Source organism: Streptomyces sp. CG4 (genome assembly GCF_041080655.1).
Taxonomy (GTDB): Bacteria; Actinomycetota; Actinomycetes; order Streptomycetales; family Streptomycetaceae; genus Streptomyces.
In genome coordinates this window covers 2,517,725-2,540,093 of the sequence record NZ_CP163525.1, presented here as the reverse complement: position 1 = coordinate 2,540,093, position 22,369 = coordinate 2,517,725, and the positions used below count along the sequence as shown (strand labels likewise).

Genomic DNA, 22,369 nt, shown 5'->3' with positions numbered 1-22,369 from the left:
ACTACTCCTCCACACCGGCTGACGGCCTAGTAGACGCCCTCGATCAGCTTCTGGCCGTCCGCCTCGGCGACCGGATGGATGTCGCGCAGGGAGTCCCCGACGCCCGTGGGGCTGGGAACACGGGTGGCCAGGTCGCGTTCGAGGCTGTTGGGTACGAGGCCGTACCGGGTGAGGTAGTTCATGACCACGGCGCCTTCCGCCCCGTACTCGACCGGCCGGCCGGAGGACGGGTCGACCACGCGGTAGAGGACGAAGGGGGCGTACGAGTCGAAGACCGTGTCCCCGGTGGCCTCCGGGTCGAGCCGCTGGACCGTGCCGCTGAGGACGGAGGTGCTGCCGTACGATCCGCGGAACCGTGCCTTGGGGAAGAGCTCGGTGGACAGATAGTCCAGGGTGTCGGGGTCCATGTGCGCTCCGGTCCAGATGATCAGGCGGACCTTCTCCTGGATCAGTGCGCGGACCGAGGCCCGTTCGGACAGCCGGGCCAGCAGCGGCGGCGTCGTCATCAGGAAGGCGATGTCCTGTGAACGCAGGACCAGTTCGGCCTGGTCGACGAGGTGGTCGACGTAGGCGCCGGCGCCGGCGGTGTCACCAGCGGCGAGGAGGCGCTTCACCCAGCGGGGATCCAGGTCGATGGAGAACCGGATCCCGCCCCTGGCCGCCGCGATCCTCCTGGAGTACTCGCCGAGCATATGGGGCCCGCTGGGAGCCACGGCCAGCGTGTGTCCCTGGCCGTCGTCGGGGTGGTGGGAGTTCTCCCATGCCATGTACTGGTCGAACCAGTTCTCGAACATCACGAACCGCTTGGGGGCCCCGGTGGTGCCGCCGCTCTCGTACACGGCGAACACCTTCTCCGTCGCGTCCAGGCCGCGGGGGACGAGGTCCTCGACCGGCACGTCCCGGAGCTCGTCCACCAGGTTGGGGAACTTCAGCAGGTCGTCGACGCACCGCACGTCCTCGACCGGGTCGAAACCCAGCCGGTCGCGGCGCTCCAGCCAGTAACGGGAACCCGTCGCCGGCTCGAAATGCCAGCGCATCATGGCTCGGACGTGCGCGTCGGCCTGTTCGCGGGCGTTCATGGCGTGTCACCGTGCTTTCTCGGTCGAGGGTGAAGGTCGGATCGGATGCCGGGTGGCCGGACGTGGGTTGCATGCCGGATTCCGGTTGCGGATGCCGGGCGCCGCAGAAGGGGCGCGCGGTCAGACACCGTGCAGCGCACCGCCGTTGATCTGGAGGATCTGCGAGGTGACATAGCCGCCCGCCGCCGAGCAGAGGTAGAGACCCAGCTCCGCGATGTCCGCGGGTTCTCCCGCGCGTTTCAGGGCGGTCTGCCGGATGAGCCTGGACTCCCGTGCGGCCGGGAGGACGCCGCCGAACAGGTCGGTGCCCGCGACATAGCCGGGGGCGATCGCGTTGACGCTGATGCCGCGCGGTCCGAGGCGGGTCGCGAGGACGTGGACGTACGAGTGGAGGGCCGCCTTGGCGGCGCCGTAGCCGCCCGTCCCGCTGGATCCCCGGTAGGCGGCGATGGAGCTGTAGAGCACGATGCTGCCGCCGTCGGCCATGAGGGGGATCAGGGCCTCCACGGCGACGACGGAGGGCAGAACGTTGGACCGGTACGCCTCCTGCCATTCCGTCAGCACCTGTGTCACCTCCCGGCCGCCGGGCGAGGGGACCGAACCCGCACAGCACAGCAGTCCGCCGACGGGCAGCCCGGTCGCCCTGATCCGGTCGCGCAGGACGTCCGCGGACGCGGCCTCGGACATGTCGAGGGCGAGCGGTTCGACGTCCGCTCCCGGCACGCTCGCGGCGAGCTCCTCGACCGCCCGGCGAAGCCGCTGCTCGCCCCGCGCGACCAGCAGCACCTTGTCCTTGTTCTCGGCGAACCGCTTCGCCGTGGCCTTGCCGATGCCGGCGCTCGCACCGGTCACCACGATCAACCTGGACACACTGAATCCTCTGCGGAGTTACGAGGAGGGAGGGGAAGGAGAAGGAGGAGAGGGAAGCGGGGCGGCGGACGGCGGGTGGAGCGTGGCCAGCAGAGCCTGACGATCGGGCTTTCCGGTGGCGGTCCTCGGTATGTCCGCCAGCTCCACGATCTTCGACGGACCGGGGAAGTCCCGCAGGGCCGCTCTGATGTCCGCCACGCCGGTTCCGCCGCCGCGGCCGGACCAGAAGACCGCGTATCCCTCCCCGGCGAGCGCGTCGCCGGGCAGGGCCAGCGCGACGCAATCCGTGCGCGGCAGACGGGTGTTCAGCCGCTCCTCGACCCTGGCGAGATGGAGCCTCCGCCCGTTGACCTTGAGCAGTGAGCTGCCGCGCCCGACGAGCCGGAAGGCGCGGGGGCCGGTGAACTCCACCAGGTCGCCGGTCGCCCACTGGGCCGGCGGTCGCCGCGCGTGCTCCGGACGGGCCAGACGCGGGCCGCGGATCACCAGCTCCTGCGCCCCGTGCGCGCACGCGCCGGTGTCGCGGACGAAGGACACGTCGGGGAAGGCCTCCCAGCCGCCGTCGCCCCCCTCGGGGACGAGCGGCCGGTGGGCGATGCCACCGGTCTCGGTCGAGCCCAGGATCTCGTGGGCCCGGAGCAACGGGGCGGCCCGCCGCAGCAGTTCGTGGGCCGCGGACGGCGCGGCCGCCGAGCTGTGCAGGGCGACGACCGAGCCCGCGCGTCCCAGGGTCGGCCAGCTGCGGCGCAGCAGCTCCCAGGCCATCGGGATGCAGACGACCAGGACCCGCTCTGCCGGGGACACCGACAGGGGCGCGAACGGATCGGCCCATGCCTGGTGGACGCGTACCTGTGCCATGCGCGGCAGCCACTGGCCGAACAGCGCACCGAACAGGTGCCGCGGCGGCGCGTAGTTGATCACGAGGTCGACCGGGCCCACCAGACGTTCGCCGATCAGCTCCACCTCGCGTTCCATCTGGCGCGGGTGCCGGAACCAGCGACGGGCGGCTCCGGTACTGCCGGACGTGTCGAAGCGGATCTCGTCACGGATATCGTCATGGATCTCGGCACGGATTTCGCCGCGGATTTCGTCGCGGCGCACGTCGCGGATCCCGGCGGAGGAGGGCTCCGCACCGGCCGCCGCCCTGCTCATGCCGCCTGGTCCTCGACGCACTCCCGCACGTACGTGGCGGTCCGGTCGACGGTGCTGAACCAGTGACGTACGTCGTCGCCGACGAAGTCGACCTCGATGCCGAACTCTCCCTCGATGGCGCTGATGTATTCGAGTGCCGCCAGGCTGTCGAACCCGTCCAGCGCGTCGGACAGGTCCGCGTCCGCGGCCAGTGCGCGGGCGGCGTCACCGAAACGCTTTTCCAGGACGGCAACGACCCGGGCGTGGATCTGGGTGAGGTCGGTGGTGGGCATGTCGGGAACCTTTCTCTCAGGCGCGGTCGGCCGCGGTCGGGCCGCCGCTCGTCAGCGACCCCGATTCCAGGTAGAACACCCGGTCGGGCTGGGTGGGTTCGAAGCGGACCGTCAGGTGGGCGGTCTTCTCGTCGAGACCGAGTGCCTGCCCGACCTCCTCGGCCAGCTCCGCCCGGTAGGTGTGGTCGCGGTCGGGATGGATGTGGCACGCGACGGACGCCCACCGGGCGGACCCGTCCTCGTCCGTGCCGTCCGCGTAGGACGTCAACGGGACCCCGCCGCAGAAGTACGCCATGGGTTCCGCGGTGCGGAAGGAGACCACGACGTGCGCGGCCTTCGAACCATGCGCCGCCAGCCACCGGGTGAGGCGCAGCGCGGCCCGCAGCCGTGCGGAGGGGGTCAGTGGGGTGCTGGTCACCACGATGGTCGGCAAGATTCCGCGCCTTTCACGACAGGGCCAGGGGCGGCAGGGCCTGCCGCTCGGGGGACAGGCGCAGCTCCAGCCGCCGGCCCAGGCAGTCGGCGAGCGGGCCACCGCTCGTGGCCATCAGGGGCGTCCAGGAGAACCCGGCGCCGGCCGTGCGCACGCTGTCCAGGAACCGCGTGAGATGACCGGCGTCCCAGTCGAGGCCGAACACGTCCGCCGTGAGGGTGGCTTCGTAGGTGCTCAGCAGATCGGGGACCCGGTTGCCCTCGTTCGCGAATCCGCCGCCGCGGACCCGGTGCCGGGCGAGCGCGTCGCCGACGCGCGTGCCGTCGGCGCCCGCCACCCGGTGCAGCGCCCTGAGCCCTTGCAGGGTGGCGCGCAGGGTGGGCCGGCCGGCGGGTACGTTGGCGTACCGGCCGGGTGCGGTCTCGCACGAGGCCAGGTACGCGGCGATGCCCCGCCGGGAGGTGGCGGCGGACTCTCCCGCCGAGCCGTGGAGTATCTCCGCGGCCGCGCACGTCGACACCATGTCCGACGCGCGGCCCTCCCAGTAGCCGAATCCGCCGTCGGGGTTCTGGATGGCGCCGGCGAGCCACTCCGCGACCGCCGCACGGGCCGGCGCGTCGCCCTGGAACGCCCCGGCCGACAGGGCCCAGAGGGTGCAGCGCACCTCACTGCCCCGGCCGGGCATGTACATGATGCCGTTCTCGTTCGGCATCATGCAGCTCTCCATCCACCGCAGGGCGTCGCGCGCCCCGGCGTCCGGGAAGCGGCCGGCCAGCACATGCGCGGAGGTGGTCAGCACGTCCGAGGCGAACTCGGGTGCGCGATAGGTGAAGCCGCCGTGCCGGGTCCGGAAGGACAGCACGGTGCGGACCACCCCGTCGGCCACGTCGCCGAGACCGGCGCCGAGTTCCCGCAGGGATCCCACGGCACAGAACGCGGCCCACACATCCGGCACGGGATACCCCGGCCACCGGGTGAACGACCCCTCCGGGTGCAGCCGTTCCCGGATCCAGGCGACGCAGCCCTCCGGGTCCCGCGGGCCCCCGCCCAGGCGGGCCAGCGCACCGGTGGCCCGGAACGTCGCCCACAGGCAGTCGGTCTCGTCGCCCGCCTGGAAGGTGAATCCGCCGGCCGCGCTCTGCCGGCCCCTGAGCCAGTCCACGAGCCGCTCACGGTCCCACGGCAGCGCACCGCGCCCGCCGGTGGCGGTGCTCCACGCGGTGACGGCGTAGTAGCAGGCCCGCACGTCGGACGCGCCGTTCTTCGCATGGGCCGGGCTCCACGCCAGCCCGCCGTCCTTGGCCTGCAGCGCCGCGAGCCAGTCGAACAGCGCCTCCGGCGGCCGCTCGTCGTAGATCTCCACCAGAGTCCGTACGGCGTAGTAGGTGGCCCAGACGTCGGACGCCTGACCGGGCGTCATCGCGAACCCGCCGTCCGCGTGGGCGGTGCTCCACACCCACGCGGAACTCGGCCTGCCGGCCGTGCCGCGGCTGTCGGCCGGGAGCTCGGCCATGGCCTGGGTGCAGTAATAGGTGGCCCAGGCGTCGGAGGTCATACCGGCGGACCAGGCGAATCCGCCGTCGGAGTTCTGCCGGGAGGCGAGGAAGCCGGCGACGGTCTCGGGGGCGGGCAGGTCCTCGATGCGGCCGAGCCAGCCGAGCGTGCGTACGGCCGCGTAGGTGCACCACAGGTCGGACTCCCCGGAGACGACCCCGGACGACCGCAGCAGCGTGTCGTACCTCATGCCGGCACCACCTCGTCGACGACCCGGAAGTTCGAGCGCTTCCAGCTCTTCTGGGAGCCGCCGCTCTTCGTCGTGACCGGCAGCCGGTTGACGAACCGGACCTCGTCCCACCGGAAGCCGAGGCGCTCGTCCGTGCGCCGCTGGACGAGGTCCGCCTTCGCGGGCTCGGCCTCGCGATCGGTGCCGGGATCCCGCTCCAGCAGCAGCCTGGCCCAGGTGCCGCGTTCGTCGACCTCGATCAGGTAGCCCATGACGTCCCCGTTCGCGTAGACGATGCCCTCCAGGTCGCGGGTGCGCACCCGGCTGCCCTTGATCCCGGTGCCGTCGCTTCCCCGGCCGTGGACCGTCACCACCGGGGTCGTCGCGCCGCAGGGGCAGCCGTCGGTCAGGGACACCTCGTCACCCATGTCGAGGCGGAGGAGCGGACGGGCGTCGTTGTTGAGCGGGGTGACGACGAGCCGGCCCTCGCGCCCAGCCTCGGCCGGCGCGAGGCCGTCCTCGCCGGCGATCTCGAAGTAGTTGGCCCGGGGCAGCAGGTGCAGCCGGTCCCGCGCGCAGCACGCGGCGAGCGTGCCGCTCTCCGTGCTGCCGTAACTGGCGTCGTAGGCACGGGCGTTCCACCATTGTCCGGCCATGGCGCGCAGTTCCGGCGTGCTCACCTCCCCGAGCAGCATGAGGAGTTCGACAGACCGGCGCAGCTGGTCGAGCAGGCCGCGTCGCTTCATGATCTGGGAGAACTGCAGCAGCACCCCGGGCGCCACGAACACGACGGTCGGCCGGAAGACCTCCCACAGGCCGACGATGCGGTCCCAGTCGGAGATCCCGGTGGTGTACGGGTAGGCCTTGACGTGCGGGACCCCCAGGAACTCGCAGACACCGACCATCAGGTCGGCGACCGGCACGATGTCCGAGGGCAGCAGGATCAGGGCGCGATGACCGCTGCCCGCGAGCAGCGTGCGCCAGGCTTCGGCGACGGACACGGTGTTGGCGATCATGTCCCGGGCCGTGCGGGGCGTGGGCGTGGGGATCCCTGTCGTCCCCGTGGTCTGGTAGTACTTCAGCCCCTCGCCGACCGGCACCCGCAGATAGTCGAGCGGCCGGGCCTTGAGGTCGTCCTTGGACGTCGCGGGCAGGTCGCGGAAGGCCCGCATCGAGAACGCGCCGAGGGAGGCGTAGGCACTCGTCCCCGCGGCACGCTGCCAGACCTCGGCCAGCTTCGCGGTGAGGAAGGCCTCTCCGGAGCCGCCGCCGTGGCCGCCGGCGGTCACCTCCTGCCGTATCCGCTCCATGTAGTCGAGGCCGGTCCTGGAATTGATCTTCATATGTCACTCCTCGATCGCGGATGAGCCGCGGGCGCCGACGCGCCCCGTCAGCGGGCCGCCGTGGGCCAGTCCCTTGGCGCGCATCAGGAACGCGCCGAGAAAGCCGTCGTGCGGGACGTCCGGGTGCGTCCAGGAAGTGGGCCTGCCCACGTACACGTTGGAGACCCCGGTGAGCCCGGTGGCCGCGGCGACCAGCTCTCGGTCCCCGGTCAGCAGCGACAGCACCAGCGAGCCGTCGAGCACGTCGGTGGCGGCCCGCTCGAAGGGGGCGACCCACACACACGGGAAGGGCATCTCGTACGACAGCAACGGGTCCCTCGCGGACGCCAGTTCCACGACGGCGGGCGTGACGGCCGTCAGGGAGCCCTCGCCCCCGAGCGGTACGGCCCTCGGGGCCAGGTGCACGATCGCGTCCCCGGCCCGGCCGAGGACCGCGGACGTCAGCTGCTGCGCGGCGGACCGCGGCATGCACGGCAGGACGGCCGCGTCGTCCAGCGGGTGGGCCGCCGCCACCTCGCCCAGCGCGGCGGCGAGTTCGGCGGCGAAGCCCGAGGGGTCCCGTTCGACCAGCACGCCCGTGGTGGCGGTGCACGCGGTGCCCGCGTGATCGAGCGCGCCTGTGCGGGCGATGTCCAGCCCGGTGTCCCGGTCCGCGTCGGCGGCCACCACCAGTTTCGAGCGGCCCGGCCCCTGCAGCCGGACGTCGGCGCGGTTGCGGTACTTGTCCACGACGTCCTGACCGCCGTACACGAGAGCGCGGTCCGAGCGCTCGACGATCAGGTCCGCCGTCGCGTGGTCGCAGGGGGCCACGACCAGCTGCGTCGGCGGTACGCCCGCGGTGCGCAGTGCCGTGACGAGGCGGAAGCTGGTCAGCGGGTCCCGGTGGGAGGGGCGGACGACGATCCGGTAGCCGAGCGCCAGCGCCTCCAGCCACATGGCGTGCACGCCGGGGCTGTTGCCCGCCGCGTGCACGGCGAAGACGTCCCCGGTACGGCACCAGGCGGCGCCCGCCGACGGCGCCTCAAAGGGGGTCGTGCCGACCGGGGCGCAGCCCGTGGGCCGTGCCGAGGACGGCGCCCGGCCCACGTCGCGCAGGGTGTCCGTGATGAGGGCGTCGCAGGCGCGGACGACCGGCAAGGGCGTGCCCGTGAGCGCCGCCACACGCCGTTCGTGGGCGTCCAGGCCGTCTCCGGCGATCTCCTCGGACTCGAAGACGGCGGCCGCCTTCCCGAGCACCGCCGCGGTCTGCGTGACAGGCAGGGGCGGGTGGGCCCGGAGCTGTTCGATCCAGTGGGAGACGACCAGGCCCGGGACCGATGCCAGGGCCAGGGCCGGGCTGCCCGAGGCGTCCGGCACGGTGGTGCGGTTCCGGGTCCGGTAGGGCCCTGTCGGACCCAGCGCGGGGATGTCCAGCATGCTCGCTCTCCTGTTCCTTCCGGCGAGTCGCGGGCGTACGGGGGGGCGGGACGCGGGTCAGCGCGTGCGGGTCCGCACCGCGCGGCGCCGGCGGGCCGCGGCCGCGAGGTCGTGGAGCACGTCCACGGTGGCGTCCCACCCCATGCAGGCGTCGGTGACGCTCTGGCCGAACACCGGCTCGCCCGCGCCCAGTTCCTGGCGTCCGGGGATCAGGAAGCCCTCCAGCATGACGCCGCGGATGTCCGTGTCACCGGCCGCGACCTGTTCGCCGATCTCCCGGGCGACCCCGGCCTGTCGTACGTGGTCCTTGCCGCTGTTGCCGTGGCTGGCGTCGATGACCAGGCCTGCCGGCAGCCCGGTCGCCGCCAGCAGCCGCGCCGCCTCACGCACGTTCTCGGCGTGGTAGTTGGGCCGGCCCGACGCACCCCGGAGCACGAGGTGGCAGTGCGGATTGCCGCTCGTGCGCAGCGTGACCGGCCTGCCGTCCCGGCCGAGTCCGAGATAGGCGTGGGGAGCGGCCGCGGACCGGATGGCGTCCAGGGCGACGCTCAGGGAGCCGGTGCTGCCGTTCTTCATGCCCACCGGCATGGGGAGTCCGCTGGCCAGTTGGCGGTGCACCTGGCTCTCCACGGTCCGGGCGCCGATGGCCCCCCAGGAGATCAGGTCGGCCAGGTACGGCGGAACGGCCGGGGTCAGCCACTCCGTCGCGATGGGCAGACCCAGTTCGGCGATCTCCAGCATGAGCGTCCGGGAGGTGCGCAGCCCCCGGTCGAGGTCCAGCGTGCCGTCGAGCGCCGGGTCGCACAGCAGCCCGGTCCAACCGACCGTGGTACGGGGCTTCTCGACGTACACCCGCATGACCACCGCGAGATCCTCGGCCAGGTCGCCGGCGAGTTCGCACAGGGACTTCGCGTAGGCCAGACCGGCGTTCACGTCATGGACCGAGCACGGACCGACCACGACGAGCAGACGGTCGTCCGCGCCGCTCAGCACACGGCGCGTCATCACCCGGCCGGCGCCCACCGAGCGGGCCGCGGCCCGGGTCAGCGGAAGTTCGCCCAGGAGTTCGTCGGGGGTGCTCGTCCAGCGCACACGGTGGTGCCCGCCGATGTCACCCGGCAGTAATTCTTCGGATATGGAATCGGTTATGGAATCGGTGGTGTCTTCGGCCGGCGTGTCAAGAATCTGCATCGTTCCTCAATTCGTTCTACTCAGCGCACCAGTTGTGCGTCGGCAGCGAATCATCCGGGCGGCTATCAGAATTCATGGGTGCACATCCCGAAAGGACCGATCGGATGGGGGTGCGGAAGTCGCGGTGCACGTGTGCGGCGAGCACGTGAATCACCTTGTCGCATTCCCGGGGTGCCTCGCCACCGGCATCGCGTGCAGCAAGCTGTGTGTGCACCTAGCTGCACAACAATGCACGCGATGTCTTCGGGAATTTCAAAGGAAACTCGGGGAGGCGGGGCGGTCTCGCCTCAGCGCTGCTGCTCCTGGAGATCGGCAGCCGACATGCCGGGCGTGGTGCGTGTGTGGGGAAAAAGGCGCGGCCCGCCGCGCGCTACTGCGCGGCGGGCCGGATCGGCCGGACTCAGGCCCCGGACGGAGGAGTCGTACGCCCCTCGAAGGCCGCCAGAATGCGTTCCGCCGCCAGTGTCGCGGTCAACTGGCCCTCCCTGACCTGCCGTTCGAGGTCCGGGGCGGCCTCGCGTACCGCCGGGTCGGCGTGCAGCCGGCCGAGGAGTTCGTCGCGGACCATCGCCCAGGTCCAGCCGACCTGCTGGTCGCGCCGCTTGGCGGTCAGCCGCCCGGCGGAGTCGAGCAGCGCACGGTGCTGTTCGAGGCGCTCCCAGACCAGTTCGAGACCGGTCGATTCACGGGCGCTGCAACTGAGCACCGGCGGGGTCCAGAACGCCTCCTTGCCGTGCATCAGCCGCAGCGCGCCCGCCAGTTCGCGGGCGGCGGCCTTCGCGTCCCGCTCGTGCGGGCCGTCCGCCTTGTTGACGGCGATCACGTCGGCCAGCTCCAGGACGCCCTTCTTGATGCCCTGCAGCTGGTCCCCGGTGCGGGCCAGGGTCAACAGGAGGAAGGAGTCGACCATGTCGGCCACCGCGGTCTCCGACTGGCCCACGCCGACGGTCTCTACGAGGATCACGTCGTAGCCCGCCGCCTCCATCACGACCATCGACTCCCGGGTGGCCTTCGCGACGCCGCCCAGGGTGCCCGCGCTGGGGGAGGGGCGGACGAAGGCCGCCGGGTCCACCGCCAGCCGCTCCATCCTCGTCTTGTCGCCCAGGATGGAGCCGCCGGTGCGGGTCGAGGACGGGTCGACCGCGAGGACGGCGACCCGGTGGCCCAGCGAGGTCAGCAGCGTGCCGAACGCGTCGATGAACGTCGACTTGCCGACACCCGGCACCCCGCTGATGCCGATCCGCCGCGCCCGGCCGCTGTGCGGCAGGAGCTGCGTCAGCAACTCCTGTGCCAGCGAACGGTGCTGGGGGCGCGTGGACTCCACCAGTGTGATGGCGCGGGCCACCAGGGCCCGCCTGCCGTCCAGCACACCCTTCACATAGGTATCGAGATCGATCGCGGCCATCGCGGCTCTACAGCTCGTGGCCGAGGTCGGCCGACAGCCGCTTCACCAGGTCGTACGCCGCGTCCGGGATCACCGTCCCCGGCCCGAACACGGCCGCGGCGCCCATCTCCAGGAGCGTCGGCACGTCCTGCGGCGGGATCACCCCGCCGACCACGACCATGATGTCCTCGCGGCCCTCCTCGGCCAGCTTCTCGCGCAGCGCCGGGACGAGGGTCAGATGACCGGCGGCCAGCGAGGAGACCCCGACCACGTGCACGTCCGCCTCGACCGCCTGCCGGGCGACCTCCTCCGGCGTCTGGAACAGCGGGCCGACGTCGACGTCGAAGCCGAGGTCGGCGAAGGCGGTGGCGATCACCTTCTGGCCGCGGTCGTGGCCGTCCTGGCCCATCTTGGCGACCAGGATGCGCGGCCGGCGCCCCTCGGCCTCCTCGAAGGCGTCCACCAGGGCACGGGTGCGGTCCACGTTCGGGGACTGGCCTGCTTCGTTGCGGTACACACCGGAAATCGTACGGATCTGGCTCGCGTGCCGGCCGTACACCTTCTCCAGGGCGTCGGAGATCTCGCCGACGGTCGCCTTGGCGCGGGCCGCGTGCACGGCCAGCTCCAGCAGGTTCTCCTTGCCGTCGGCCGCCCGGGTGAGCGCGTCCAGGGCGTCCCGGCAGGCCTGCTCGTCCCGCTCCGCCCGCAGCCGCCGCAGCTTCTCGATCTGCTGGGCGCGCACGGAGGAGTTGTCGACCTTGAGGACCTCGATCTGCTCGTCGCTGTCCACCCGGTACTTGTTGACGCCGATCACCGGCTGCCGGCCGGAGTCGATACGGGCCTGGGTGCGGGCCGCCGCCTCCTCCACGCGCAGCTTCGGGATCCCGGCGTCGATGGCCTGCGCCATGCCGCCCGCCTGCTCGACCTCCTGGATGTGCGCCCAGGCCTTGCGGGCGAGGTCGTACGTCAGCTTCTCCACGTACGCGCTGCCGCCCCACGGGTCGATGACCCGGGTGGTGCCCGACTCCTGCTGGATGAGCAGCTGGGTGTTGCGGGCGATGCGCGCGGAGAAGTCGGTCGGCAGGGCGAGCGCCTCGTCCAGGGCGTTGGTGTGCAGCGACTGGGTGTGGCCCTGGGTCGCCGCCATCGCCTCCACGGCCGTACGCGTGACGTTGTTGAACACGTCCTGCGCGGTCAGCGACCAGCCCGAGGTCTGCGAATGGGTGCGCAGCGACAGGGACTTGGTGTTCTGCGGCTCGAACTGCGCGACCAGCTTGGCCCACAGCAGCCGGGCCGCCCGCATCTTGGCGATCTCCATGAAGAAGTTCATGCCGATCGCCCAGAAGAAGGACAGCCGGGGCGCGAACGCGTCGACGTCCAGGCCCGCCTCGCGGCCCGCGCGGATGTACTCGACACCGTCCGCGAGCGTGTAGGCCAGCTCCAGGTCGGCCGTGGCACCGGCCTCCTGGATGTGGTAGCCGGAGATGGAGATCGAGTTGTAGCGGGGCATCCGCTGCGAGGTGAAGGCGAAGATGTCGGAGATGATCCGCATCGACGGCTTCGGCGGATAGATGTAGGTGTTGCGGACCATGAACTCCTTCAGAATGTCGTTCTGAATGGTCCCGGCCAGCTTCTCGGGCGGTACGCCCTGCTCCTCCGCCGCCACGATGTACAGCGCCAGCACCGGCAGCACGGCGCCGTTCATCGTCATCGACACGGTCATCTTGTCCAGCGGGATGCCGTCGAACAGCTGCCGCATGTCGTAGATCGAGTCGATCGCCACGCCCGCCATGCCGACGTCGCCGGTCACGCGCGGGTGGTCGCTGTCGTAGCCCCGGTGCGTGGGCAGGTCGAAGGCGACCGACAGGCCCTTCTGGCCGGCCGCCAGGTTGCGCCGGTAGAACGCGTTGGACTCCTCGGCGGTGGAGAAGCCCGCGTACTGGCGGATGGTCCAGGGCTGGTTGACGTACATCGTCGGGTACGGGCCGCGCAGATACGGCGCGATGCCCGGGTAGGTGCCCAGGAAGTCCAGGCCCTCCAGGTCACGGCCGGTGTACAGCGGCTTGACCCCGATGCCCTCCGGGGTCTCCCACAGCGGCTCTTCGCTGCCGGTCGCCCGCTCGACGGCCGCGCGCCACTGCTCGGCACTGCCGTCGACGGCAGGCGTCCCCAGCTCGATGCCGGAGAAGTCGGGGATTCCCATCAGGACACTCCCATGCGGTCGAGGGTCGCGGACAGGACGTCGATGGCGTCGCAGCCCGCGAAGACGTACGAGTCGATGCCGGCGTGGTCGCCCCGGCCCGCGAGGAACACATGGCGGGCGCCCGCCGCGCGCAGCGACTCGGCGGTCTGCTCGGCCTGCTCGGCGTAGCGGGCGTCGCTGGAGCACAGCACGGCCTCGGTGGCCCCGCTCGCTTCGAAGCCGCCCTCGGTGACCGGCTCGATGCCGCCCGCCTGGAAGAGGTTGGCGGCGAAGGTGGCGCGCGCGGTGTACTCGGCGGCCGAGCCCAGGGTGGCGAGGAAGATCCGGGGGCGGGCACCGGTCGCCGCGAGGTGGGCGTCGGAGCGGGCGCGCAGCTCCTCGTACGCCTCGTCCCGGCGCACCCGGGGCAGTCCGCCGGACGGCGGCTCGGGCGCGGGCTCGCGCTCCACCGGCTTCTCGGCGAGCAGCGGGAACTCGCTGACACCGGTGATGGGTTCGCGCCGCCTGGCGAGCTTCTTGGAGCGCTCCGCCCAGGTCGTCGCGAGGTCGGTGCGCAGCCGGCCGGAGCGCAGGGCGGCCGACTGGCCGCCGTCGCGCTCGATCGACCGGAAGAACTCCCAGGCGGCCTGCGCGAGTTCGTCGGTCAGCCGCTCGACGTACCAGGAGCCGCCCGCCGGGTCGATCACCCGGGCCAGGTGGGACTCCTCGATGAGGATCGTGGAGGTGTTGCGGGCGATACGGCGGGCGAACGCGTCGGGCAGGCCCAGCGCGTGGTCGAACGGCAGCACGGTGACGGAATCGGCGCCGCCGACCCCGGCGGCGAGCGTGGCGACGGTCGTGCGGAGCATGTTCACCCACGGGTCGCGGCGGCTCATCATCACCGGCGAGGTCACCGCGTGCTGCACCTGCGCGCCCGGGGCCCCGCAGACCTCGGCGACCCGGGCCCACAGCCGCCGCGCGGCGCGCAGCTTGGCGACGGTCAGGAACTGGTCCGCGGTGGCCGCGTAGCGGAACTCCAGCTGCCCGGCGGCTTGTTCGATACTCAGCCCCGCCTCGGTGAGGTCGCGCAGGTAGGCCACGCCGGTGGCGAGCGAGGCGCCCAGCTCCTGCGCGGCCGAGCCGCCCGCCTCGTGGTACGGCAGCGCGTCGACGGTGAGGGCGCGCAGGCCCGGGTACCGCTCGGCGCAGCGCGCGGCCAGCGCGGCGTACGGCGCGAAGTCCAGGGCGGTGCCGGTCCGGGCCTCGTACCCCAGCGGGTCGCCGCCCAGATTGCCGCGTACGGCCGTGTCGGCCACGCCCTTGTCGGCGTACAGCCGCAGCAGCGCCTCGGCGGCCTGCTCCGTGTCCCGGCCCGCGTCCAGGACGACCGGCGCCAGGTCGAGGTAGACGCCCTCCACCGCGCGGCCCAGCTCGGCGACCGGGAAGCCGCCCTCGCCCAGCACGAGCCAGAGCGAGGTGCCGCCGTTCTCCAGGTCGGCCAGGGCGGCGTGCTCCGTGCGGGCGGTGTGCCGCTGCCGCACGTCCCAGCCGCCCGCGGTGTTGCCCTCGGGACGGCTGCCCCGCACATACGGGGCGAAGCCGGGCAGGCCGGGGTCGGGCGCGTCGTCGCGCGCGGTGTAGAGGGGCCGGGTGCGCAGCCCGTCCTCCAGCGTCGTGGACAGGGCGTCCTCAGCAGCCGAGCCCGAGACTTCCTTGCCCGACTTGCGCAGTACACCCTCGACCAGGCGTTGCCACTGCTCGTGCGTCGCGAAAGGGAACTCGGCGGCCAGGGAGAGCCCGTCGTCAGGCAGGACCGTCATGGCTCGGATGCTAGGGCAGGCCGCTCAAGCCGGTCATGACAATCGCTTGTGAGGTTTCTCCACTTGCGCTTGTGATCTGTGCCGCTCAGCCGCCGCAGGGCTCGCTACCGGGTCTCCGCGGGGCTCGCTCCTCGGTCTCCGGGGGGCTCGATCTCCAGGTCCGGCAGCAGTGCGCACATGGCGGCGCGCTGCTCGCTGCCCATCGAGTCGGCGAGGGCCTGCCGGACGGTTCCGGCGAGCAGGACGGAGGTCTCGCCCAGCAGCTCGCGCGCCTTGTCGGTGAGGGCGACCTGCACGCCGCGCTTGTCGCCGCACACGGAGGTACGGGTGACGAGACCGGACCGCTGGAGACAGGCGATCTGGTAGGTGAGCCGGGTCTTGGGGCGGCCGAGGAGGTCGGCGACCTGGGTCATGCGCAGTCCGGTGCGGGGGTGTTCGGCCAGCAGGCACAGGATCAGGAACTCGTCGTGGGAGACGTCGAGGGTCTCCTTCACGACCGAGCGCAGCCGCTGCTCCACGGCGCCCGTCGCGGCCAGCAGGATCATCCAGGCGCGCAACTCGGCGGGGAGCAGCCCGCTGCCTGCGGCGGGGCATGCGAATTGGTCGGCGGGGTGCGCGTCGGGTGCGGACATGGATCGAGTCTACCCGTGGTCCAAATTTGGACGAGTGGGTTGTCCAAAATTGGATGACGCGCTAGCGTGGGTCACGATTGAAGTCATCCAAATTTGAACCACTCGATCTGGGAGTACGACCATGACCGTCGCCGTGGAAACAGGCACCTGGCAGCTCGACCCGACCGCGTCCACCGTGGGACTGCGGCACAGGACCATGTGGGGTCTGGTCACCGTGAAGGGCACGTTCACCGCCGTCGCGGGCACCGGCGAGGTACGGCCCGACGGCTCGGCGACCGGCACCGTGACCCTGGAGGCCGCCTCCCTGGACACGAAGAACGCCAAGCGCGACACCCATCTGCGCTCGGCCGACTTCTTCGACGCCGGCCGGCACCCGGAGATCACCTTCGCCGTCCGCACCGCCGATCGCCTCGACGGCGACGGCGTCCGCGTCACCGGTCAGCTGACCGCGCGGGGCATCAGCAGGCCGGTGACCTTCACCGCGCGCCTGACCGGCGCGAGCGCGGACGCGCTCACCCTGGAGGCGGAGTTCACCGTCGACCGCGAGCAGTTCGGCATGGGCTGGAACCAGCTGGGCATGATGCGCGGCCTGACCACGGTGACGGCCGGCCTGCGCTTCACGCGTACGCCGGCCTGACGTCAGCCCTTGCCGTCGAGTTCGGCCCGGTTCACGTCCCGCGTGGACAGGGTCTGCGGAGTCGCCGTGAACGCGCGCAGCCGGATATGGGTGCCCTTCTGCGTCGGCACGTCGAACTTGCCGGACGGCGCACGCAGTTCGATGGTCGCCGTCGTGTGCGCGGGAATCGTGGCCGGGCCGTGCACCTGGGTCCAGTACCGGTTCATGCCCTGGCCGGTGGTGAGCATGTAGTACGGGGTGAGCGCCGCGCCGCCCGTGTTGGTCACCTGCACGGTCATCGCGGAGACCGTCCGCGCCGAGCCGTGCCGGACCGCCGTGATGTCCATCGCCAGCGGCGGCCTGCCCGTCACCGCGAGGGTCGCGCTCACCAGCGCGGGCGCCACCAGCGCCACCACGGCCGTGACCAGCGCGGGCCGGCGGCGCGGGCCGCTCAGCCAGCGGGGCCGCGGCTGCCACGCCTGGGAGAAGTCCGACAGGGGCACGGTGATCGCCGCCGCCAGCCACAGCGGCGTCATCATCAGGTAGTAGCCGTCCTGGGACCGGGTCGCCAGGAAGAAGGCGCACCAGGGCAGCACGGTCGCGGCCGGGCCCAGCCGCCGTACGAACAGCACGAACAGCGCCAGCAGGGCCGCGGCGAGCAGCATGCTCGCATGGCTGTACCAGTCCAGCCGGTCGCTGCCGTGGGTGAAGTACAGCGAGATGCCCACCAGGCCCTGGCCGTGCAGCACCGCGCCCTGCGTCAGCGGCAGCGCGATGCCCTCCAGCCACGGCCCCGGCTCGCTCACCATGAAGTAGGCGTTGATCAGCAGCCAGGTGAGAACCGCGATCCCGGTGATCCGCAGCACCACCCGAGCGGCCTCGCGCCCGCCCAGCTCGCCGCGGCGCACGGCGTAGACGCCGGCCAGCAGGAACGGCGTGACGAACCACGGCAGCTGCTGCGCCGCGCACGCGGCACCGAGGCACGCGGCCCGCGCGATCCCGGCGACGCCCAGCCGGCCCCCGGCACCGAACCGCGGCCAGCGCACGACCACCGGGATCAGCAGCACCAGGCCGACGATCGCCGGATAGCCCTGACGTGCGTACATCGGCAGAAAGCTGAAGCCCAGGCAGACCATCGTGGCCGCGGAGCGCCACGGAGCCGGCAGCAGCCGCCAGAGGACGACCGCGCCCACGATCAGCACGGCCGTCGCCGCCGCCGTCGCCGGGGCGCCGTCGTGGCCGAGCCACAGGAAGGGCACGGTGAGCAGCGGGGTCAGCGGGGGATAGCCGTAGGTGAAGTCGTAGCCGCCGGTGGTCGTCGCCGTCAGTGCGACGCCCTTGATGCGGAAGAGCCACGGCCAGGCGTGGTCGTACACCTGGTTCCCGTGGACCATCTCCCGCGCGGCCTGCGTGGTCAGCACCGCCTCGTCGCCGCCCGCGTGGTTGAGTGCCCAGGTGCACAGGGTGAGCACGATCGCGGTCACGAGCACGATCACGTCCAGGCGGGCCAGTGAGCGCGCCCGGCGGACCGTCAGCGTGAGCACGCCGGTCACCAGGATCGACGCGTAACAGACCGAGATGATCGCCGCGAGGGTCAGCCGGTGGGTCGCCGCCTGCGTCCACACCGTACGGGTGCCGATGAAGAGGCTCACGTCGGCGAGCAGCGTCAGTACGCGATGCCACTGCGCGGGGGCGTCGGGAGTCTCGGTGCGGGCTCTCCGTATGGCGGACACCGCCGACTGTGTCCGCCGGCCGGGCGTCACCTGCTGTGTTTCTGCCAAGTGCACGGGATCGGACGCTACCGGCGGCGGGTGACCGGCTCATGGCCGGAGGGTGAAGAGAACGGCATGCGGGCGGGTGATAAGCGAGCTTTGTTCGTACATGTGCCGCAGGCCGCTCCGGACGGCGTGGCACCGGATCGGTCGCGCAGTGTGTCGCTGTTGGGCCGAACGGGTGATTTGGCGTAAGAATTGGCTGGTGCAGGCATGGAATGCGAGTCAGTTCGGGGGGAGCCGGTGAACCGCTACGACGTCACCGATGAACAGTGGGAGGGGCTCGCCCAGGTGGTGCCGCTGCGGGGCCGGGACGCCTGGCCGTCCGCGGTGAACCACCGCTCGCTGCCCGACGCCGAGACGGAGACCCGGCGCCGGTTCGTGGTTCTACGGGTCAATGTCTTCGCCGACGCCCGTGAGGTCGCCGAGACCCTGATGGCCGGCGCGCCGGTCCTGCTCGACCTGACCGGCGCGGAGACCGAGGTCGCCAAGCGTGTCCTCGACTTCAGCACGGGTGTGGTCTTCGGCCTGGGCAGCGGCATGCACCGCGTCGACCGCAATGTGTTCCTTCTCACCCCGCCCGGCACCGAGGTCAGCGGACTGATGGAGAGCGCGGGCGCCTCCGGCGGCTGAGGTAGGGCTGTTGGTGCCCGTCCGGTCTCTGTCCACCCCGGCACCCGGTGGCCGCCCGGGGTCACCCGGCCGAGTGGTCCCCGGTGCCGCTGCCGTCCGCGCGTCCCCCGATCGTGGGGAGATGCGAACGGGAAAACGGTTCGCCGGGGCGGCGGAGTCCTACCGTCCGGACATGGCCGTGTCTTCTGTGTCTGCTGAGCCTCCCGCGGTCGATGTGTCCGCCGGGACCGTCCCCCCGCAGTCCCGCGGCCCCCTCGACGTACGGGCCCGGATCACCGAGCTGCGGCTGTCGGCCTTCGCCGGGCACCGGCGGGCCGGTTTTCCGCTGGGGTCCGTCACCTTGTTCGCGGGGCGCAGCGGCGCGGGGAAGACGACCGCGCTCGCGGCGTACGAGGCGCTCGCCCGGCTCGGCGGCGGAGCGTCGCTCGGCGAGGCGTTCCCGGACCCGGTCGCCTGCGTGCCACAGCGGGCGCGCCCCGACGCCGGCGGCCGACGGGGCTTCCGCATCGGGTGTACGGCCGACGGCGCCGAGGGGCCGGTCCGGCTCGACGTCGCCGTACAGGCCGAGCCCGACTTCAGGATCGTGGGGGAGCGACTGACCGCGGGCGGGGTCGTCCTGCTGGAGACCGCGCTGCGCGACCCCGGGCGCCGGACCGTGCAGGCCGCCTGGCACACCGCGGGCTCCGCACCGGTGACCCGCGCCCCGCTCCCGGACGACCGCCTCGGCACCGCGCTGCTGCCGCTGCGCGTGGCCGGCAAGACGGATGGGCAGCGCCAAGTGCTCGCCGCGGCCGAACAGATGGTGGTCGCCCTGCGCTCGGTCTTCCCCTGCGACCCCCGCCCCGAGTGCATGCGCACCCCCGTGCCCACCGGGTCCGGCCGGCTGCTGCCCGGCTGCGACAACCTGGCCGACGTGCTGTGGCGCACCCGCGCGGAGTGCGCCCGCCGGCACGGCCTGCTGGTCGAGGCGCTGCACGCGGGCTCCTCGGGCCCGGTTGCCGACCTGATCGCCGAGCCGCGGCCGGACGGCACGGTACGCGCCCTGCTCGACCGCGGCGACGGCCTGCGCAGCGAACTGGCCCGGCTCGGCGACGGCGAGCTGCGCTATCTCGCGCTGACGCTGGTGCTGCTGACCGGACCCGGTGTCCTGGACCTGGACACCCCGGGCGAGGTGCCCGACGCCCTGCGTACCCTCACCGTTCTCGCCGACGGCTTCGATCGCGGGCTCGACCCCTTCCAGCGCCGGGAACTGCTGCGGACGGCGGCCCGGATGGGCGAGCGCGGGCACATCCGGTGCGTGGGCGCGGTGAGCGACGCCTCGTGGGCCGCCGGGGTCGACGGCGTCTCGGTGGTACACCTGGACGCGTGACGGAACCTCTCGACCTGGCCCGGCTCCAGCGCAGGCTCGCCGCGTTCGCGGCCGCGCGGAACTGGCAGCCCTACCACACGCCCAAGAACCTCGTCGCCGCCCTCTCGGTGGAGGCCTCCGAACTCGTCGAGATCTTCCAGTGGTTGACCCCGGAGGAGTCGGCCCGCGTGATGGCCGACCCCGACACCGCGCATCGCGTCACGGACGAGGTCGCCGACGTCCTCGCCTATCTCCTGCAGTTCTGCGACGTCCTCGGCATCGACCCACTGGCCGCCCTGGACGCCAAGATCGCCCGAAACGAACGGCGTTTCCCCGTGCCGGGACCGGGCGGCGGGGATCGAGGCGGGGCCGAGGGCCGTCAACTGCCGGAATCCTGAGCTCCGTTATTACTCTACGCAGTCAATTCGCCTGTCTAATCCGAATTGTTGTCCACAAATTTCCCCCCACCTCTGGCTTTTCGTCCCACGCGCCCTCACTCTGGGTAGTGGACAGGAAAATTCAAGAGAGCGTGCGGAGAAGCACGCGGAGGGACGGGGGCGACACATGGATGCGATACGGCTCATCCTCACGAGCAGGCGCGCCCTGGCGGGCGGCGCCGACGCGGGCGAGATCCTGGCGGAGGTGTGGCAGGCGCAGGCCCTGGCCCAGGCGATCGGCAGCAGGCTCGCGGTCTCCGGTCCGCCGGAGCTGCGCGGCGAGGCGCTCGGCCTGACCGAACTGGCCGGCCGGGGCTGCGGGGTACTGGACCCGCCGGAAATCGACCTGGGCGACCTGCGCGCCGCCCAGCTCACCGAGCTGGACGACGCCCGCGAGACCCTGCTCTGCCTCGGGGGTCTGCTCGGCGAGGTCGGCATGGCCCTGGTCGGCATGGCCAGTGCCGCGGCCGACGAGACGGTGTACTGGCAGTGCATGGAGGCCATCGACGCGGCCGACGAGTCCCGCGACCGCGTCCTGGAGATGCTGCGCAAGCTGGCGGCACGGGAGGCGGCGTTACGCGAGGACGACAGCCAGGACAGCCAGAACAGCCAGAACAGCCCGAACGACAACCAGAACAGCCCGTCCGGCGTTTGAGGACGAGGCCGTTCAGGCCGAAGCGGGTGTCTGGGGGCGGCGGCCCCCAGGACGGCGTGTCAGCCCAGGTCGGCGTGTCGGCCGAGGTCGGCCTCTTCGGCGCAGCCCCGCTCCCCGGCGTGCAGGTCGGCCAGCTCCGACAGATCCGCGTTCAACGCGGCCATCAGCTCTTCCATCTGCTCCAGCAGGCTCCTCGGCTGGCCGGCGGAGCCAACCCGCTGACCGGCGGAGCCTTTCTCTTCGGACATCACGGCCTCCTCGGCCCCCCGGCCCGGCAGGGCCACGCGGTGACGCGCCACGGCGGCCACCGTCCGGCGCGGGTGCCGGTCGGTCCGGCTCCGACGTCCCAACGATCATCACCCGAGTGGGTCACTGCTCCGCGCCGTCGCCCCGGACCCTCCAGGACGATTTTCACCCGACCGGGGACGGCCGTGCGGGGAGGTACCGGCGAGGTTGACGGGGCGGGCGGCGTGCAGGATGGATGTATGGACCTTCGAATCTTCACCGAGCCCCAGCAGGGGGCCACCTACGACACCTTGCTCACCGTGGCGAAGGCCACCGAGGATCTCGGCTTCGACGCCTTCTTCCGCTCCGACCACTACCTCCGCATGGGCGGCTCCGACGGCTTGCCCGGGCCTACCGACGCCTGGATCACGCTGGCCGGGCTGGCCCGCGAGACCCAGCGCATCCGCCTCGGCACGCTGATGACTGCCGGAACGTTCCGGCTGCCCGGTGTGCTCGCCATTCAGGTCGCCCAGGTCGACCAGATGTCCGGCGGCCGAGTCGAGCTGGGCCTCGGCGCGGGCTGGTTCGAGGAGGAGCACAAGGCGTACGGCATCCCGTTCCCGAAGGAGAAGTTCGCGCGGCTGGAGGAGCAGCTCGCGATCGTCACCGGGCTGTGGGCGACCGAGGTCGGCAAGACCTTCGACTTCCACGGCGCCCACTACAACCTGACGGAGTCGCCCGCGCTGCCCAAGCCGGCCCAGCAGAAGATCCCGGTGCTCGTCGGCGGCCACGGCGCGACCCGCACACCGCGGCTCGCCGCCCGGTACGCCGACGAGTTCAACATCCCCTTCGCCTCCGTCGAGGACAGCGAGCGGCAGTTCGGCCGGGTGCGTGCCGCCGCCGAACAGGCCGGCCGCGGCTCGGACGCGCTGACGTACTCCAACGCGCTCGTCGTCTGCGTGGGCCGGGACGACCGGGAGGTCGCCCGGCGCGCCGCCGCGATCGGCCGTCAGGCGGACGAGCTGAAGGCCAACGGTCTGGCCGGCTCCCCGGCCGAGGTCGTCGACAAGATCGGCCGGTACGCCGAGATCGGCTCCCGGCGGATCTACCTGCAGATCCTCGACCTCGACGACCTGGACCACCTGGAGCTGATCTCGGCCCAGGTCCAGTCGCAGCTGTCGTAACA

At 72.1% G+C, this 22,369-nt stretch carries 21 protein-coding genes; 6 read left to right on the top strand and 15 right to left on the bottom strand.

All coding sequences use genetic code 11. The features are described 5' to 3' along the window. Positions 1-26 precede the first annotated feature (26 nt). The 13 genes from AB5L52_RS11545 to AB5L52_RS11485 form a co-directional block, all read right to left on the bottom strand. Positions 27-1,079 (bottom strand): phenazine antibiotic biosynthesis protein, encoded by a 1,053-nt coding sequence (locus AB5L52_RS11545; RefSeq protein ID WP_369363789.1) that lies wholly within the window; start codon positions 1,077-1,079, stop codon positions 27-29. Between the two features lie 120 nt (positions 1,080-1,199). After that, positions 1,200-1,949 carry an SDR family NAD(P)-dependent oxidoreductase gene (locus AB5L52_RS11540; RefSeq protein WP_369363787.1) on the bottom strand — a complete coding sequence of 250 codons (750 nt, stop codon included), beginning with the start codon at positions 1,947-1,949 and terminating at the stop codon, positions 1,200-1,202. Between the two features lie 18 nt (positions 1,950-1,967). Then, entirely contained in the window at positions 1,968-3,101 is a 1,134-nt protein-coding gene (locus tag AB5L52_RS11535) for an acyl-CoA synthetase (RefSeq protein ID WP_369363785.1), read from the bottom strand. Next, on the bottom strand, positions 3,098-3,373 hold the full coding sequence (locus tag AB5L52_RS11530) for an acyl carrier protein (RefSeq protein ID WP_369363783.1): 276 nt from the start codon (positions 3,371-3,373) through the stop codon (positions 3,098-3,100). Before AB5L52_RS11530 ends, AB5L52_RS11535 begins: the two co-directional genes overlap by 4 nt. Before the next feature lie 16 nt (positions 3,374-3,389). Further along, a complete protein-coding gene (locus tag AB5L52_RS11525) occupies positions 3,390-3,806 on the bottom strand; it encodes a hypothetical protein (RefSeq protein WP_369363781.1) in 417 nt (138 codons plus the stop codon). A gap of 13 nt (positions 3,807-3,819) precedes the next feature. Next, complete coding sequence (locus AB5L52_RS11520; RefSeq protein ID WP_369363779.1) at positions 3,820-5,550, bottom strand: prenyltransferase/squalene oxidase repeat-containing protein; 1,731 nt, start codon at positions 5,548-5,550, stop codon at positions 3,820-3,822. Then, entirely contained in the window at positions 5,547-6,872 is a 1,326-nt protein-coding gene (locus tag AB5L52_RS11515) for a phenylacetate--CoA ligase family protein (protein ID WP_351015871.1), read from the bottom strand. Before AB5L52_RS11515 ends, AB5L52_RS11520 begins: the two co-directional genes overlap by 4 nt. A 3-nt stretch (positions 6,873-6,875) precedes the next feature. Further along, entirely contained in the window at positions 6,876-8,288 is a 1,413-nt protein-coding gene (locus tag AB5L52_RS11510; RefSeq protein WP_369363777.1) for an aldehyde dehydrogenase family protein, read from the bottom strand. A gap of 57 nt (positions 8,289-8,345) precedes the next feature. Further along, positions 8,346-9,479, bottom strand: coding sequence for a 3-deoxy-7-phosphoheptulonate synthase (locus AB5L52_RS11505; protein ID WP_369363775.1), 1,134 nt, complete (start codon positions 9,477-9,479; stop codon positions 8,346-8,348). A 400-nt stretch (positions 9,480-9,879) separates the two neighbouring features. Further along, positions 9,880-10,884, bottom strand: a complete 1,005-nt coding sequence (gene meaB / locus AB5L52_RS11500) for a methylmalonyl Co-A mutase-associated GTPase MeaB (protein WP_351015862.1) — start codon at positions 10,882-10,884, stop codon at positions 9,880-9,882. A 7-nt stretch (positions 10,885-10,891) separates the two neighbouring features. Continuing rightward, positions 10,892-13,066: a methylmalonyl-CoA mutase gene (gene scpA / locus AB5L52_RS11495; protein ID WP_351015859.1), complete on the bottom strand. Its 2,175-nt coding sequence runs from the start codon at positions 13,064-13,066 to the stop codon at positions 10,892-10,894. After that, positions 13,066-14,865, bottom strand: a complete 1,800-nt coding sequence (locus AB5L52_RS11490; protein ID WP_369363772.1) for a methylmalonyl-CoA mutase family protein — start codon at positions 14,863-14,865, stop codon at positions 13,066-13,068. The genes scpA and AB5L52_RS11490 overlap by 1 nt, the downstream gene beginning before the upstream one ends. Before the next feature lie 104 nt (positions 14,866-14,969). Beyond that, complete coding sequence (locus AB5L52_RS11485) at positions 14,970-15,497, bottom strand: MarR family winged helix-turn-helix transcriptional regulator (protein WP_369363770.1); 528 nt, start codon at positions 15,495-15,497, stop codon at positions 14,970-14,972. Between the two features lie 121 nt (positions 15,498-15,618). Between AB5L52_RS11485 and AB5L52_RS11480 the strand changes: the two genes are divergently transcribed. Next, positions 15,619-16,134 carry a YceI family protein gene (locus AB5L52_RS11480; RefSeq protein ID WP_351015850.1) on the top strand — a complete coding sequence of 172 codons (516 nt, stop codon included), beginning with the start codon at positions 15,619-15,621 and terminating at the stop codon, positions 16,132-16,134. Between the two features lie 2 nt (positions 16,135-16,136). Here AB5L52_RS11480 and AB5L52_RS11475 read toward each other — a convergent pair whose 3' ends face one another. Beyond that, positions 16,137-17,846 carry a hypothetical protein gene (locus AB5L52_RS11475; protein ID WP_351765146.1) on the bottom strand — a complete coding sequence of 570 codons (1,710 nt, stop codon included), beginning with the start codon at positions 17,844-17,846 and terminating at the stop codon, positions 16,137-16,139. 252 nt (positions 17,847-18,098) lie between these two features. Between AB5L52_RS11475 and AB5L52_RS11470 the strand changes: the two genes are divergently transcribed. The 4 genes from AB5L52_RS11470 to AB5L52_RS11455 all read left to right on the top strand — a co-directional run bounded on the left by AB5L52_RS11470 (position 18,099) and on the right by AB5L52_RS11455 (position 20,958). Continuing rightward, complete coding sequence (locus AB5L52_RS11470) at positions 18,099-18,518, top strand: cell division protein SepF (RefSeq protein WP_351015844.1); 420 nt, start codon at positions 18,099-18,101, stop codon at positions 18,516-18,518. A gap of 172 nt (positions 18,519-18,690) precedes the next feature. Then, positions 18,691-19,887: an ATP-binding protein gene (locus tag AB5L52_RS11465; protein ID WP_369363767.1), complete on the top strand. Its 1,197-nt coding sequence runs from the start codon at positions 18,691-18,693 to the stop codon at positions 19,885-19,887. Beyond that, positions 19,884-20,264 carry a nucleotide pyrophosphohydrolase gene (locus AB5L52_RS11460; protein WP_351015838.1) on the top strand — a complete coding sequence of 127 codons (381 nt, stop codon included), beginning with the start codon at positions 19,884-19,886 and terminating at the stop codon, positions 20,262-20,264. Before AB5L52_RS11465 ends, AB5L52_RS11460 begins: the two co-directional genes overlap by 4 nt. A 166-nt stretch (positions 20,265-20,430) precedes the next feature. After that, positions 20,431-20,958 carry a DUF6099 family protein gene (locus tag AB5L52_RS11455; RefSeq protein WP_369363766.1) on the top strand — a complete coding sequence of 176 codons (528 nt, stop codon included), beginning with the start codon at positions 20,431-20,433 and terminating at the stop codon, positions 20,956-20,958. 59 nt (positions 20,959-21,017) lie between these two features. On the opposite strand, the gene AB5L52_RS11450 is transcribed toward AB5L52_RS11455, so the two are convergent. Continuing rightward, the gene (locus AB5L52_RS11450; RefSeq protein ID WP_351563885.1) at positions 21,018-21,206 is read right to left on the bottom strand and encodes a hypothetical protein; all 189 of its coding nucleotides are present in this window, start codon (positions 21,204-21,206) and stop codon (positions 21,018-21,020) included. Positions 21,207-21,443: 237 nt separating this feature from the next. Between AB5L52_RS11450 and AB5L52_RS11445 the strand changes: the two genes are divergently transcribed. After that, positions 21,444-22,367, top strand: a complete 924-nt coding sequence (locus AB5L52_RS11445) for an LLM class F420-dependent oxidoreductase (RefSeq protein WP_351015829.1) — start codon at positions 21,444-21,446, stop codon at positions 22,365-22,367. The last annotated feature ends 2 nt before the right edge of the window (positions 22,368-22,369 follow it).